Origin of the sequence: Corynebacterium sp. c25Ua_89 (genome assembly GCF_047459735.1) — a bacterium.
Classification (GTDB): Bacteria; Actinomycetota; Actinomycetes; order Mycobacteriales; family Mycobacteriaceae; genus Corynebacterium; species Corynebacterium simulans.
This window is the reverse complement of the sequence record NZ_JASBOD010000007.1, coordinates 133965-146727: the sequence shown is the minus strand read 5'-3', so window position 1 is coordinate 146727 and position 12763 is coordinate 133965. Positions and strand designations below refer to the sequence as shown.

General features: G+C 61.5%; 14 protein-coding genes. All 14 read right to left on the bottom strand.

The window, feature by feature from the left end:
• Positions 1-5: 5 nt before the first annotated feature.
• The 14 genes from holA to QKB66_RS10900 all read right to left on the bottom strand — a co-directional run bounded on the left by holA (position 6) and on the right by QKB66_RS10900 (position 12745).
• Positions 6-953, bottom strand: a complete 948-nt coding sequence (holA, locus tag QKB66_RS10965) for a DNA polymerase III subunit delta (protein ID WP_179294328.1) — start codon at positions 951-953, stop codon at positions 6-8.
• A gap of 10 nt (positions 954-963) precedes the next feature.
• Entirely contained in the window at positions 964-2415 is a 1452-nt protein-coding gene (locus QKB66_RS10960) for a ComEC/Rec2 family competence protein (RefSeq protein ID WP_414253287.1), read from the bottom strand.
• On the bottom strand, positions 2412-3044 hold the full coding sequence (locus tag QKB66_RS10955) for a helix-hairpin-helix domain-containing protein (protein WP_414253286.1): 633 nt from the start codon (positions 3042-3044) through the stop codon (positions 2412-2414). The genes QKB66_RS10960 and QKB66_RS10955 overlap by 4 nt, the downstream gene beginning before the upstream one ends.
• Before the next feature lie 26 nt (positions 3045-3070).
• Positions 3071-3922, bottom strand: coding sequence for a DegV family protein (locus tag QKB66_RS10950; RefSeq protein WP_248092991.1), 852 nt, complete (start codon positions 3920-3922; stop codon positions 3071-3073).
• The gene (locus QKB66_RS10945; protein ID WP_248092990.1) at positions 3922-4596 is read right to left on the bottom strand and encodes a histidine phosphatase family protein; all 675 of its coding nucleotides are present in this window, start codon (positions 4594-4596) and stop codon (positions 3922-3924) included. The genes QKB66_RS10950 and QKB66_RS10945 overlap by 1 nt, the downstream gene beginning before the upstream one ends.
• A 3-nt stretch (positions 4597-4599) precedes the next feature.
• Positions 4600-5070, bottom strand: coding sequence for a ribosome silencing factor (rsfS, locus tag QKB66_RS10940; protein WP_061924072.1), 471 nt, complete (start codon positions 5068-5070; stop codon positions 4600-4602).
• 108 nt (positions 5071-5178) lie between these two features.
• Positions 5179-5796, bottom strand: coding sequence for a nicotinate-nucleotide adenylyltransferase (gene nadD, locus QKB66_RS10935; RefSeq protein ID WP_070732377.1), 618 nt, complete (start codon positions 5794-5796; stop codon positions 5179-5181).
• Positions 5789-6751, bottom strand: a complete 963-nt coding sequence (locus tag QKB66_RS10930; protein WP_311518443.1) for a hypothetical protein — start codon at positions 6749-6751, stop codon at positions 5789-5791. The genes nadD and QKB66_RS10930 overlap by 8 nt, the downstream gene beginning before the upstream one ends.
• Before the next feature lie 3 nt (positions 6752-6754).
• A complete protein-coding gene (locus QKB66_RS10925; protein ID WP_070433011.1) occupies positions 6755-8035 on the bottom strand; it encodes a glutamate-5-semialdehyde dehydrogenase in 1281 nt (426 codons plus the stop codon).
• The gene (locus tag QKB66_RS10920) at positions 8013-8765 is read right to left on the bottom strand and encodes an ABC transporter ATP-binding protein (RefSeq protein ID WP_414253285.1); all 753 of its coding nucleotides are present in this window, start codon (positions 8763-8765) and stop codon (positions 8013-8015) included. Before QKB66_RS10920 ends, QKB66_RS10925 begins: the two co-directional genes overlap by 23 nt.
• Positions 8759-9859, bottom strand: a complete 1101-nt coding sequence (locus QKB66_RS10915; RefSeq protein WP_248092987.1) for a FecCD family ABC transporter permease — start codon at positions 9857-9859, stop codon at positions 8759-8761. Before QKB66_RS10915 ends, QKB66_RS10920 begins: the two co-directional genes overlap by 7 nt.
• Before the next feature lie 3 nt (positions 9860-9862).
• A complete protein-coding gene (locus QKB66_RS10910; RefSeq protein ID WP_414253284.1) occupies positions 9863-11074 on the bottom strand; it encodes an ABC transporter substrate-binding protein in 1212 nt (403 codons plus the stop codon).
• Between the two features lie 247 nt (positions 11075-11321).
• A complete protein-coding gene (locus QKB66_RS10905; protein ID WP_414253283.1) occupies positions 11322-11828 on the bottom strand; it encodes a DUF1707 SHOCT-like domain-containing protein in 507 nt (168 codons plus the stop codon).
• Positions 11829-11839: 11 nt separating this feature from the next.
• Positions 11840-12745, bottom strand: coding sequence for a D-isomer specific 2-hydroxyacid dehydrogenase family protein (locus QKB66_RS10900; RefSeq protein WP_248092984.1), 906 nt, complete (start codon positions 12743-12745; stop codon positions 11840-11842).
• Positions 12746-12763 lie beyond the last annotated feature (18 nt).

Sequence of the window (12763 nt, the reverse complement as noted above, 5' to 3'; positions counted from 1 at the left end):
ATAGTTTATCGCGCAAGCTCGGCTACTCTACGCACAGCGGCCTCTACCGCAAACTCTTCGTCGCCGCCTTGGCCTTTGACTGCGGCATCGAGCTCGGCCATGAGCACCACTGCCTTGTTCACGGAATCCTCCGACCAGCGGCGCGCCACCGGGTGAGTCAGCTTCACCACGTAAGGAGCAAGGCCGGTTGCCTTGGCCAAAGAGTACTGGTCGCCGCGGGCGGAATAGAGCCTGGCGATTGCGCCTACCTTATTCGCCAGCGCCGCCGAGATGGCAACGGGCGAGGCACCTAATTGGAGAGCGCGCCGGCACGTAGAGACGGCGGCTTCCACGCGCCCGGCTACGGCGGCGTCGGCGATGTCCCAATTCGCCACCTCAGCCACGCCGACGTAGTAGTTGTGCACGGCCTCGCGGGTGACGTTGCCGTTGGTATCGAAGACCAGCTGGGAAATCGCCGAGGCCAGCTCGCGCAGATCGGAGCCCACGCCATCGAGCACGGCCTGGACGACGTCGGGGGTTGGCCGCACCCCGTGCGAGGCGAACTCGCGGGTGGCCCAGGTGCCCAGCTCGTTGGGATAGAGCGAGAACACCTCGTGCACCTCGCCTACTTTGCGCAGCTTGGCAACGAGCTCTGGTGGCCTCTTCTTGCCTTTGAGAGTTTTGGCCGTCACGCTGTAGATGAGCACCAAGGTCATGCCGGGGCCTGGATCGGCGACGGCCTTAAGGAGGATTTGGGTGAGTTCCTTGCCCACCTTTTCGACGTCGCTGATGACGATGACGCGGTTATCGCCAAACAGGGAGGGGCTGGTCGCCATGGCGATTTCCCCCTCCGAGACCTCAGAAGCCTTGAGGCGGACCACCTCGACTCCCTCCCCGGCCGCCTTCTGGATGGAAAGGCGGGCACGTTCGGTGAGGAATTCGTCGTCGCCGAGGATGAGATGGACCTGATTCATAGGAGCAATTCTAGCGGTAGAAAACTGCGATTCCATCTGCTGTGCGCGTGGGGTAATCGGGAGGCGAATCTTGCGTAACAATGATGCTGCGTGTGCCCGGTGGAATGGGCTCGATGTCTTCCTCGGTGGCCACCACATGTATCGGTTCCTGCGGGGTATCAATGTGCCTCGGCCACAGGAATGCAACCACGCAGGCAAGTGTGAGCAACGGGCGTTTGTAGAGGATGCCCGCCACTATCCAGCCGTAGCCCAGCAACACCAGGAAAGGGCTAGCGTCAACGGTGCTGACCGGCAAGGCCGCGCAGCCGCGGGCGATGGTGTTGATCCACCAGGTAAAAGGCTCGGCTAAGCGCAGTACCCCGGCGCCCAACACGGAAAGCGGGCCCAGCTGCGCGAAGAGGGCTGCCAGCAATCCCAGGATGGTCACGGGAGCAGTCGCGGGAGCAACCAGCACGTTTGCAAGTACCGAGACCACCGATACCTTGCCGGACATCAGAGCGATGATCGGCATCGTCACGAGGTCGGCCGCAATTGCCACGGCGAGCGCGCGGACGAAGATATCCGGCCATCCAATCACCGCCAGGTGACGATAAAGCAGCGGCGAGAGCGCCACGATTCCGGCGGTCGCCGCCACCGACAGCGCAAACCCGAAGTTCTTGGCCAACTCGCTGTCGATGAAAAGCAGCACGATGATAGCCAGGCTGAGCCCATGCATCGGCTCCATGCGCGCGGAGTTTAAAACCGCGAGCAGTCCCACCAGGCCCATCACGGCCGCGCGCTGAACGGAAGGCTCAAACCCCACCAAAGCCACGAAGATGCACAATGCGCTTAGCGACGCCGCGACCCGCAGCCGTGGCCCCTTCACCAACAAGGCGGCAGCGCTGCACACGATGGCCACGTTCGAACCGGATACCGCGCTCAAATGTGACAACCCGGTGTCGATATAAAGCTGCTTTTCTGCCGCCGTCTGCAAGGTGGTATCCCCCAGCACCATGCCCGGCAGCAGGCCTTGTGAGGAAGGGCCAACGCTTATGCTGACCAAATCGCGGAAGTTCTCTGCCACGTGCGCGGCCAAAGAATCCGGCGGGGTAAGCGAAGTGATGGTGCCATGGTCCACGGTCACTTGGGCCCCGGCTGGAGCGGGTTCGTCGCTAAACACAGGTACCTGAAAGGGATAGCCGGGCACGCGCAGGCGCAGCAGCCAGCCAAAGCGCGCCTCGGTGGGCTCGGTGATGACGGTGCCGGTCAGGACGTCGCCAAGCGGTCCCGCGCGGGAAATGCGCACCTTAGTCACGGCGATGGCCAAGGCGCTAAGGCCCGTGGTGAGCACCGCCTGGCCGCACTGCCAGAACCACAGGCCGAGGCAAAAGAGGGGAACTAGAAAACACCACGCGCCGTGAAAACTCAACAGGGTGGCCAGCCACACCGCACACGCGGCCGGCAGCAGGCGCAGCTGCCTCATAGTTGCACCTGGTCTTTGAGCGCCTCGAACTTTGCAGGCCCAATGCCGCTTATCTCCATCAGCTGCTCTACGGAAGTAAAACCGCCAGATTCCTCACGGAAGCTCAAAATGGACACCGCCGTGACCTCCCCTACCCCTTTCAGCTCCATCAGCTGCTCCTTGGTGGCGGAGTTCAGGCTGAGCAGACTGCCTTCCTGCGGCTCGCCCGGGGCTGGGGCGGGTGCGGGCAGGCCGACGACGATTTGCTCGCCGTCGTTAAGCCGTTTGGCCAGGTTGAGGTTGAGGAGGTCCACGCCGGGGCGCGGGTGGGCGTGGTCGAGGGCGTCGGCAATGCGGGCGTCCGGCGCCACCGTGACAAGGCCGGGGTTTTCGACCTCTCCCACCACGGAGACCACCAGGGAGCTCGGTGTAGCGGCGCTGCTCGTAGCCTCGGAGGCGGAAACCGCATAAGGATCGTTCCGGCTCGTAATACCCAGCCACGCCAAGACGCCCGCAGCAACCAACACCGCGATGGCGCAGGCAAGCCACGGCGGAATGCGCACGCGCGGGCGCGGATAGGTGACGTTGAGCAGGTCCTCTTCCCCGGTGGGGCGGGTTAGTTCCCGAAGGCGATCGCTAATATGCGGCATGCCCTCGACGCTAAAAGGCGGCGCAGTTAATGCGCTAGAGGCAATTTAAAAACCTGTGGATAACTTGTTGTACGTGTCAACGATTCAGGAGGTTCCTTGCTAAAGACCACCGAAACTCCGATGGCGCCTGGGCCGGCATGCACGGCGAGGACTTCGGTGAGTTCTTCGACCATGAAGGAGGAGCCCTTCGGCAGGGCTATCTCGAGCAGTTCGAGCAGGCGCTCGGCGGCCTCCTCGGCGTCGTTGTGCTGCAATGCCACGAAAACGGGCTCGCCGTCGGCGCGGGAGGCGATGAGATCGACCAGCTTGGTAAAAGCCTTGGTCTGGGTGCGGGTCTTGCCTACGAGCTCCAGCTTGCCGCCCACGATGGACATTATGGGCTTGGTGGCTAGGAGCGCGGTCGAGAGCATCGCCGTGGTGGTAGAAAGGCGGCCGGAGCGGCGCAGTTCCTCCGTGGAGTTGAGGTAAACCCAGGTGCGGCCGCGCTTGATCGTATCCAGCGCCGCCTCGTAGCACTCCTCAAGCGAGGCGCCATCGCGCGCCAAGGTCGCCGCAGACATCGCCGCGGCACCAATCACCATGCCCGCCGAGCCGGACTCGACCACCTTGACGGTATCGGGAAACACGCCGGAAGCCGTCACCGCGGCAGACCAGGTGGAAGAAAGTTCCTTGGACAGATGGATGGCCACAATGCCGTCGTCGGTAGAGCGTTCCATTTCGCGACCGTAAGCGGCCGCGAGCTCCAGCGCAGTAAGACCCGAGGTAGATTGCTCGCCGGCTGCGTCCATGACGTGCAAATCGATTACTCGAATCTGCAGGTTTTTCACGATGTCTGGCGGCAGCCCTGCGGCGGAATCAGTGACGATGCGAACGGCCACTAGTTACCTGCCCCCATGTTCCAGCCGTCGAAGTACCACTTGGCGCCCTCCACGTTTCCCGCAGTGAACTCGAGGGAGGCCTGCGGATTCGCTGGATCAAAGTCCGGGCGGGCGGTCAGCTGGGACCAGTGGGTGTTCTTCAGTCCCGAAAGGATGGAGTACTGCTCGTGGCGCAGGCCCAAAAGGTGGCAGGTCAGCGCTGCAATCGCACCGCCGTGCCCCACCACCAACACGGTGCCCTCGGCCCACGGTTCCGGATCACGCATCAGCTCGTCGATGACGGGACGCGCACGCTTGGCGACGTCCACCCGCGACTCGCCCTCCGGCGGCGCCCAGGTGGGATCGTGACGCCAGATGGCGCGGGCGCCGGGATAATCGCGATCTACTTCCGCCGAGGACATCCCCTGCCACTTGCCCAAGTGCGTCTCGCGCAGGCGGGCGTCGACAACAGGCTCCAGGCCCAAACGTTCACCAATGACGCCGGCGGTGGCGCGGGCACGGGAAAGATCCGAGCACACGATCGCGGAAATCCCTTGCTCCGCAAGCAGATCTGCTGCCTGCTTGGCCTGTGCAAGCCCCAGCTCGGACAGCTCCGTGTCCAGGTGGCCCTGCATGCGGCCAGTGGCGTTATAAGTGGTCTGACCGTGGCGGATCAGAAGCAGGCGGCGCGACAAGGTTTAGTACTCCTCGTCCTCTTCCGGCTCCGGCTGAGCCAGTGGGATCTCGTCGATGGACTCAACTTCGCGCAGGTTAACCTCGTCGGACCACTCGCCCGGACGCTCCGGGGTCTCGATGCCCTCGATCTCCAGGATCGGGCAATCGTGGTAGAGGCGGTCGAGGCCATAGAACTCGCGCTGATCGTTGCGCTGGACGTGGATGACGATGTGACCGTAATCCAGCAGTACCCAGCGGTTTTCGCGGTTGCCTTCGCGGCGCTTTGGCTCGTGGCCAAGCTTGGTCAGCTCGTCTTCAATTTCCTCCACGATGGAGGCCACTTGGCGCTCGGTCTCGGCGGATGCCAGCACGAAGATCTCGGTGATAGCAAGCACGTCAGAGACGTCGATAGCCACGATGTTCGTGGCCAGCTTCTCGTCAGCAGCGTGCGCCGCGGTTTCAGCCATCTTGCGGGCTACATCAGTAACGGACATGTGCTTTCCTTCAAATATCTTCCAAATATCTTCGAATACTTTTTAGTTCTGCCAGTTTCGCACGTAAGAGGTGCGTTTGGCTATTTCCGTGAATTCTTTTCCCAAATTCTATAAAGGCTTATCAGGATTCGGCCCATAAAGATTGTTCTTAGCGATGTATTGCACAACCCCATCCGGCACGAGGTACCACACCGGCTCGCCTTCCCCGGCGCGCTTGCGGCAATCGGTGGAAGAAATGGCCATGGCGGGAATTTCGATGAGTTCGATCCCGGTTTGGGATCCCAGCGGCAGCATATCCTTGCTGAGTTCGTAGCCGGGGCGGGTGACGCCGACGAAGTTGGCCATCTCTAGCATGACCTCCCAATCGCGCCAGCTCATGATCGAAGCCAGGGAATCGGCGCCGGTAATGAAGTAGAGCTCGGCATCGGGGAAAAGCTCGCGCAGGTCACGCAGGGTATCGATGGTGTAGGTGGGGCCCTCGCGGTCGATGTCGACGCGGGAGACAGTAAAGCGCGGATTCGAGGCGGTTGCCACCATCGTCATCAGGTAGCGATGCTCAGCTGCGGTGACGTCCCGCCCCGCCTTCTGCCACGGCTGGCCGGTGGGTACGAAGACCACTTGGTCCAGCTGGAAGCGGTAGGCCACCTCACTGGCCGCCACGAGGTGGCCGTTGTGGATGGGGTCGAAGGTGCCGCCCATGATTCCGATGCGCTGTGGACTAGTCATGAGTGGAGATTATACGTGCGCTTTCTACCCAGCTTGCAAAGGTATCGGCTACTTTTTCATCGGCGGGCGTGGGCGCCTGGGTGAAATAGGAAGCATGCCGCGAGGCCTTGGTGGATAGAGCCGCGCTTACCGACGCCACCGAGAGGTCGCAGGCGAAATCGTCCCGCAGGCAGTAGTTCAAGCGCTGGCCCTCGGGCAACACCGCGCTTTCTGGACGCATGTGCGCTGGGGCCAATTCCAGTAGTCCGCCACCGCGGGCTGGGCTGCCGATGACGTTGGGATCGCCCGGCAGGGAAAGTGGGTTTCCCAACGTAATGGCTGCATGCAGCCGCGGGAGGGACTTTTCCGCACTCGTGGTGATGATGGCGCCCTGCGAGTACCCAGCCGTTATGTACTTCGGTGCGCAGCCGGTGCTCGCCTCGTAGTCTTGGACCACCTTGGGCGCATTGGCCATGCCGGTTTGCACGCTGTTGATAAAGCCGAACAAGACAGAAGGAATGAGCTCGTAGAGCGGGTGCTGCCCCACGATGAGCGCTAGGCGCTGCACGGTCTGAATCGGGTTGAGGTTCTCGCCGTCTTCTGCCAGCGCCGGCAGGTCCATTTCTGCCGGATAGGCCTTGTCATCCATGGCCAGCACGAAGACGCGGTCCATGGTTCCCGGATGACGCTTTTCTACTAAGTGGAAAAGGCCTGCGAGGTTCGGGCCCTCGTAGCCGTTTGAGGGCGCGGAGTGCTCCGAGTATTGCTGCGGGCCGAAGTACTCGCCGTGGTCCTTGTCCTGGTCAGAGCCTCGTGCGGCGAGCACCACGACGTCGGGGCAGGCGCTCTCCTCAGCTGCTGCATGTGGGGCAACTGCGAAGGCGCTGCCCAGAGCAACTGTGGAGGCAGCCAAGAAGGACAGCGATTGGGAAGGCAGGCCTCGGGAAGAGAGGAAACGAGAAAAAGATAGATGCATGTTTTAAGGTCGAGTTTGACCGCTGCCCTGCAGGATCCACTTTGTGGAGGTCAGCTCCGGCAAAGCCATCGGGCCGCGGGCATGCAGCTTCTGGGTAGAGATACCGATCTCCGCGCCCATGCCATAAACCTCGCCGTCGGTAAAGGCGGTGGAGGCATTGAGCATGACGGCGGCGGCATCGACCTCGTTGGCGAACTTAAGCAGAACATCGGCGTCCTGAGCGGCGATGCCCTCAGTGTGGCCGGTGGTGTACTCGGCGATATGCGCGATGGCGCCAGCGACGCCGTCAACTACCTTGGCGCAGATGTCGTTGCTCAGGAACTCCTCGCGCCATTCCTCGTCGGTTGCTTCCACGGCATTGGCCACGCCGAATTGCTCGAGCTCAGCGACCTCGCCATGGATGACCACGCCCGCCTCCTGAAGGGAGGTGATGACGCGGAGTTTCGCGGCGTCGGCAAGCGCGGCGTCCAGCAGCACGCACTCGGTGGAGTTACAAACCGAAGGGCGGCGGGTCTTGCCGTTTATAACCATGGCGATGGCCTTGTCGAGGTCGGCGCTGGCATCGATGTAGAAGTGGCAGTTGCCGGTGCCGGTCTCAATGGCGGGGACGGTAGCGCCCTCCACCACCGCATTGATGAGGCGAGCAGAACCGCGGGGAATCACGACGTCGACAAGCCCGCGCGCCGTGATGAGATCCTGCACCGAATCGTGGCTCTCGCACGGCAGGAGCTGCACGCCCTCGCGCGGAAGGTCGAAGTGCGCCAGGGTGTCCTGGAGGATCTCCACGAGCTGCTCGTTGGAGTTGCGTGCGGACTTAGAACCGCGCAAAAGCGGCACGTTGCCGGACTTGAGCGCAAGGCCGAAGGCATCCACCGTGACATTCGGACGGGCCTCATAAACCATGCCCATGACGCCGAGCGGCACGCGCACCTGCTTCATCTGGATGCCGTTGTCCATGGTGTGGCCCCGCAGTACCTCCCCTACTGGGTCCTGCAGGGCGGCGACCTGGCGCAGGCCGCCGGCGATACCTTCGACGCGCGCGGCGTCGAGCGAGAGCCTGTCGATTAAAGAATCATTCATCCCGGCCGCGCGGCCAGCGGCGACGTCGCGCTCATTGGCCTCGAGGATCTCAGGGGTGCGGGCCACCAGGTTTTCAGCAGCGCGCAGAAGAATCTCGTTCTTGCGTGGGGTGGAAAGCTGCGCGAACTGCGGCGCAACTTTCTTCGCCTGACGCGCCAGCTTTAGTACTTGGTCTCGTTCTTCATCTCGAGTGAGTTGGCTCATAAGGCTCAAGCTTACCGAAGCTAGCCTCGACAGGACAGACCATGGGCACGCCTTCATCATCGATGACGCGGGCATGGATGCCATAGACCTCACCCAGCAGCTCGGTGTTCAGCACCTCTGCCGGGGTGCCGTGGGCATGCACGCGGCCGCCGTGGAGAACCACCAGCTCGTCGCAATAACGCGCGGCCAGGTTGAGATCGTGGATAGCCACCAACGCCACTGCCCCGCGGGAGACCTCCTTGCGCAAGGTATCCAGCAGATGCACCTGGTGGCGCAGGTCGAGCGCGGAGGTTGGCTCATCCAGGAGCATCAGGTCTGGCTCGCGGGCCAGCATCTGCGCCACGGCCACGAGCTGGCGCTGTCCGCCGGAAAGCTGGTGAACGTAGCGGTGTGCGAGGTGAACGATGCCGAGCTTTTCGAGTGCCTGCACTGCCGATTCCAAGGCGTTAACGGAGCCGCGCTTAGCGGAGATGACCACCGATTCAAAGGCGGTCAGCGAGGCGCTGGTCAGAAGATCCTGCGGCACGTAGCCCACGTTGGCGCCACCAGTATCGCAGATGCCCGAAGTCAGCTTCTGAATGCCGGCGATGGCCTTGACCAAGGTGGACTTGCCCGCCGCGTTGGGGCCGATAAGTCCGACGATGGTGCAGGGTTCAGGCTCGGGCAAGTCAACTCCTTTGAGCACCTCCCGTTTACCAAAGTTCACGCATGCCTGTTCTACTTTCAGCACTTTGTCCTCCTCTTGGTGAAGATAAGCAGCACGAAGAAAGGAACACCAACGAGCGCCGTGATGATGCCGATGGGCACGGCAACGCCGGGGATGATGGTGATGGATACCGCATGGGCACCCGCCAGCAGCATCGCGCCCGCCGCCATGGAGGCCGGCGCAAAGAAACGCTGATCCTCGCCCACCAATAAGCGGGCCACGTGTGGGCCAACCAAACCGATGAAACCGATGATTCCGGCGAAGGCCACGGCGCTAGCGGCCAGCAAGGAAGCCACCACGAGGGTTAGAACGCGCAGTTTTTGCACGTTGATGCCAAGGGCCGCCGCACGCTCGTCGCCAAGGCGCAGCGCCGTGAGCTTCCACGCGTTGAGCATGGTGAAAGGAATGGCAACCAGCAAGGTGACTGCGATGATCAGGTTGGACATCCAATTCGCACGCTGCAGGGAGCCCATGGTCCAAAAGACGATCTGCTGCAGGGCTTCAGTCGAGGCGCTGTATTGCATCAGCGAAAGCAGTGCCTGGAACAAGAAAACGAGGGCGATACCCAGCAGAATCATTGACTCCGCACTAGCGCCGCGCCACACCGCCGCACCCGCGACGATGGCCACGGCCACAAGAGCCGACAGCCAAGCGACGGCCGCGAGATTGAACTGCGGATTTCCCAGCACGGTCCAGCCCAGCACGATGGAGGCAGCGCCGCCAAAAGCCGCGGCGGCGGAAATACCCAAGGTGAAAGGCTCGGCCAAAGGGTTATCCAGAATGGTCTGCATATGCGCGCCGGATAGCGCCAGTGCGGCGCCGATGAGCACGGCCATAACCGACGCCGGCAGGCGCAGGTTCCACAGGACCGTGCGGGTGGTCTCATCCACCTGGCCCGGTGAGAAAATGCCACGCAACATCTCCATCGGGGAAAGGTGAATCGGGCCGACCACCGTGGCGATGACGAAGGCTACGAAGGCAGCCAGCACCAGCGCGCCAATGATGAGTACCTTGCGGAAGTTATTGCTGCGGTACTCGGCGATTACCTGGTGGGTGTCGGTTTTGGTTTCGGTTTTCTGGTCAGTCTGCAAACTCTCAGAAGAGGTCAAAAGTGCCATTTTCTAGTGCTTGTGTGTGTTCTTGGTAGTGAAGAAAACGCCGCTGTAGTCGATGGGCAGCCACTTGTTGTGGAATTCGGCGAAGTCCTTTTCTGGGTCTAAGTCCTTGAAGGTTTCTGGGTGCATCCACACGGCAAACTGCTCCAAGGCGAAGATGTTAAAAGGCGAATCGTAGAACTGGTGGTAGACAGCGTGGAAGTTGCCTTCCTTTGGGGCCTCAAGCTGCTCGAAGCCCGGGGTCTTCAGCAGGCCTTCGAGGGTCTCCTGCGCCTTTTCTTCCTTGGCCGCGTAACCCATCTCCACGTGCGGCAGGACCTCCGGCTTTTCCGGGTTCTTGGCCCATGCGCCGCCGGTGGCGATGATGTGCTCCGGCTGCTCAGCGAGCACCTTTTCTGCGGTAAGGTCTCCAGACTCGGTGTCCAGCAGGCTATCGCCCAAGTTCTCGCCGCCGGCGGCATTAACCAGGTCACCTAGGTTAGAGTCCTTGACCGTGGAGCAGCAATCCTTCAGGCCCGCCGCGCTCCAGACCAGGGTGCGCGGCTTGTTGCCTGCCTTTTCCGCGCGGGACTTAATGTCATCAACCTTGCCGGTATAGAACTTGTTGAACTCTGCGGCCTTGTCCTCGTGACCGAAGAGCTGGCCGAAGACCTCCATGGACTTCGGGGTGTTTTCCAGCGGCTTCTGGCGGAAATCGGTGAAGACATACTTCAGGCCGGCCTGGTCCATCTTGTCCAGAAAGCCGGTCTTTTCCGCACCCTCCTTGTGGTCCAGCGTCATGACCACGACGTCCGGCTTTTGCGCGAGCAGGTTTTCCACGGTGACGTCGCCCTTGGCGATGTTGCCGATGGTCGGCAGATCCTTGTACGCCGCATTGGTTTCGGCGAACTTGGACTCGAAGCTCGGAGCCGCCTCATGCAGGTCCTTGCCCAGAGCCACGACGTGCTCGAGCGGATCCTCGCGGTTGAGAATCGAGGTGGCGAAGAGCCCGCGGCCCTCGCCCAGAAGGATACGCTCAGGCTGCTTGTCGAAGGTGACCTCGCGGCCGGCGACGTCAGTGATGGTCACAGCAGTGTCCCCCGCGGCGCCGGTAGAGCCGGTGGACGCGGAGGTGTCTTCGTTGCTGCTGCACGCGCTCAACGCAGTCGCGGATGCGAGCATGGCCAGGGTGGCTGCCGCAATGCGGACGGAGTACTTGGGCACGTTGAAATGGGTCATGAAAGAAAGTCCTTTGCTCACGAACAATAGCCAAGTTAACTTAGGCTTGACTAAATTGAACTAGGATGAGCTTACAATCCGAAACGTGCCCGCGAAAGTGATCCCCCCCGGGTTTTATTTAGGTCACTTTAAAGCTGAATAACATCCTCTTAAAGAAACTCACCCCCAACAGCATGGTTATCCGTGCTGGATGTCACGCGTGGCTATAACTCAAGCGCGCAGCCACTCCCCCCGCGGCCCCCGCGGACTACTGCCCCAGCTCCTTGCGGCGCTCGGCTGCCAGACGTAGGCGCTCGGCCCAGTCCTTTTCATCCTTCTTTTTCAATTCCTCATAGAGTTTTTCGTCGTCGTCGGAGAGCTTGACCGCCTCCCTGACACCCCACGAGGCGAAACCTGCAATCGGGAAGACAAGCCAGAAATAGTCCCAATCGAAGACGAAAAGCCCCAGGAAGAAGAGGATCATCGTCACTGACCAAATGACAGCATCGATTCGGTGGACTAACCCTCCGCGGCGCTGCAGCCGGTCGAGTTCGGCCTGCGCTTCCGATTCCTTGAACGAGACGGCCTCTGCAATTGGATTGTCAGGAAGGTCCTCAAAGAGGGAAGCGATCTCGCCGCGGGTACGCGCAACAGCCGCCTTTCCTGTGCGGTCTTCGAACTCGTTGATGTCGATGAGACCGTTAGCGAAGTGGGTGCTGAGGAGGTCTAGCGCATTGTGGCGTTCGGCGTCTCCCACGCGAATGTCTTTGTCCATGCCTTTACACTTTAATATCCAGCGTTCGGATCCACACGGGTAGGAATTTCCTCGCCAGCCTCAAAGGCCGCAGCCACCTTTGCGGTGTGTGCTCCCAAGTGGCGGCGCGTCGAGTTAAGGGTATTGGCAATGTGCGGTGTAATGACCACCCGCGGGTCCTTCCACAGCGGGTGATCATCCGGGAGCGGCTCCGGTTCAGTGACGTCGAGCGCTGCGCCGGCAATCTCGCCAGAGTCCAGCGCTGCCAAAAGATCCTCGGTGCTGATGAGTGGGCCACGGCCCACGTTGACCACCACCGCGTGATTCGGCATCTGGGCAAACACGTCTTTGTCGACCATGTGGTGGGTCTGCGGGGTAAGCGGCGCGATGAGCACAAAGTAGTCGGCCTCAGGCCAGACCTTGTCCACCTCGGAGATGGGATAGGTCTCATCCGCGCCTGGAACCGCGTTGCCGGACCGGTTTACGGCGATGATGCGCGGGCCAAAACCAGAGAACATCGTAATGAGCCGCTTGCCGATGCCGCCGGCGCCGATGATCGCCACAGTCTTGTCCTCGTGCAGGTAGGACTTGTGATCCTGCACTTCCTCGTAGTTGGAGAAGGTGTCGTTGACATAGCGATGGGCATGCAGCTGCGCGAGCAGCAGCGCGATGGTGGATTCCGCCACGGTGTTATCGAATACTCCAGCGGCGTTGGACCAGATAACGTCGGTCTCCTTCATGACGTCGAGCAGATGGTCTACGCCTGCAGACGAAATCTGCACGAACTTGATGCTCTCCGGCAGTGGCAACGGGAAGTCCGAGCCGTCGCCGTTGTAGATGAGGAAATCGGCATCGGAAAGCTCCGCGAGCTCATGGCCAGCTCCCCGCAAGGTCTCGACGGATTCTTCCCATTGTTCCGGGAACATGGCGTATTTCATGGTCTTCTCCTGGGGTTT

What these genes read in the sequence shown, in the direction of transcription:
- holA (WP_179294328.1), bottom strand. Translation starts at nt 953, where the DNA reads ATGAATCAGGTCCATCTCATCCTCGGCGACGACGAATTCCTCACCGAA.
- QKB66_RS10960 (WP_414253287.1), bottom strand. Translation starts at nt 2,415, where the DNA reads ATGAGGCAGCTGCGCCTGCTGCCGGCCGCGTGTGCGGTGTGGCTGGCC.
- QKB66_RS10955 (WP_414253286.1), bottom strand. Translation starts at nt 3,044, where the DNA reads ATGCCGCATATTAGCGATCGCCTTCGGGAACTAACCCGCCCCACCGGG.
- rsfS (WP_061924072.1), bottom strand. Translation starts at nt 5,070, where the DNA reads ATGTCCGTTACTGATGTAGCCCGCAAGATGGCTGAAACCGCGGCGCAC.
- nadD (WP_070732377.1), bottom strand. Translation starts at nt 5,796, where the DNA reads ATGACTAGTCCACAGCGCATCGGAATCATGGGCGGCACCTTCGACCCC.
- QKB66_RS10930 (WP_311518443.1), bottom strand. Translation starts at nt 6,751, where the DNA reads ATGCATCTATCTTTTTCTCGTTTCCTCTCTTCCCGAGGCCTGCCTTCC.
- QKB66_RS10925 (WP_070433011.1), bottom strand. Translation starts at nt 8,035, where the DNA reads ATGAGCCAACTCACTCGAGATGAAGAACGAGACCAAGTACTAAAGCTG.
- QKB66_RS10915 (WP_248092987.1), bottom strand. Translation starts at nt 9,859, where the DNA reads ATGGCACTTTTGACCTCTTCTGAGAGTTTGCAGACTGACCAGAAAACC.
- QKB66_RS10910 (WP_414253284.1), bottom strand. Translation starts at nt 11,074, where the DNA reads ATGACCCATTTCAACGTGCCCAAGTACTCCGTCCGCATTGCGGCAGCC.
- QKB66_RS10905 (WP_414253283.1), bottom strand. Translation starts at nt 11,828, where the DNA reads ATGGACAAAGACATTCGCGTGGGAGACGCCGAACGCCACAATGCGCTA.
- QKB66_RS10900 (WP_248092984.1), bottom strand. Translation starts at nt 12,745, where the DNA reads ATGAAATACGCCATGTTCCCGGAACAATGGGAAGAATCCGTCGAGACC.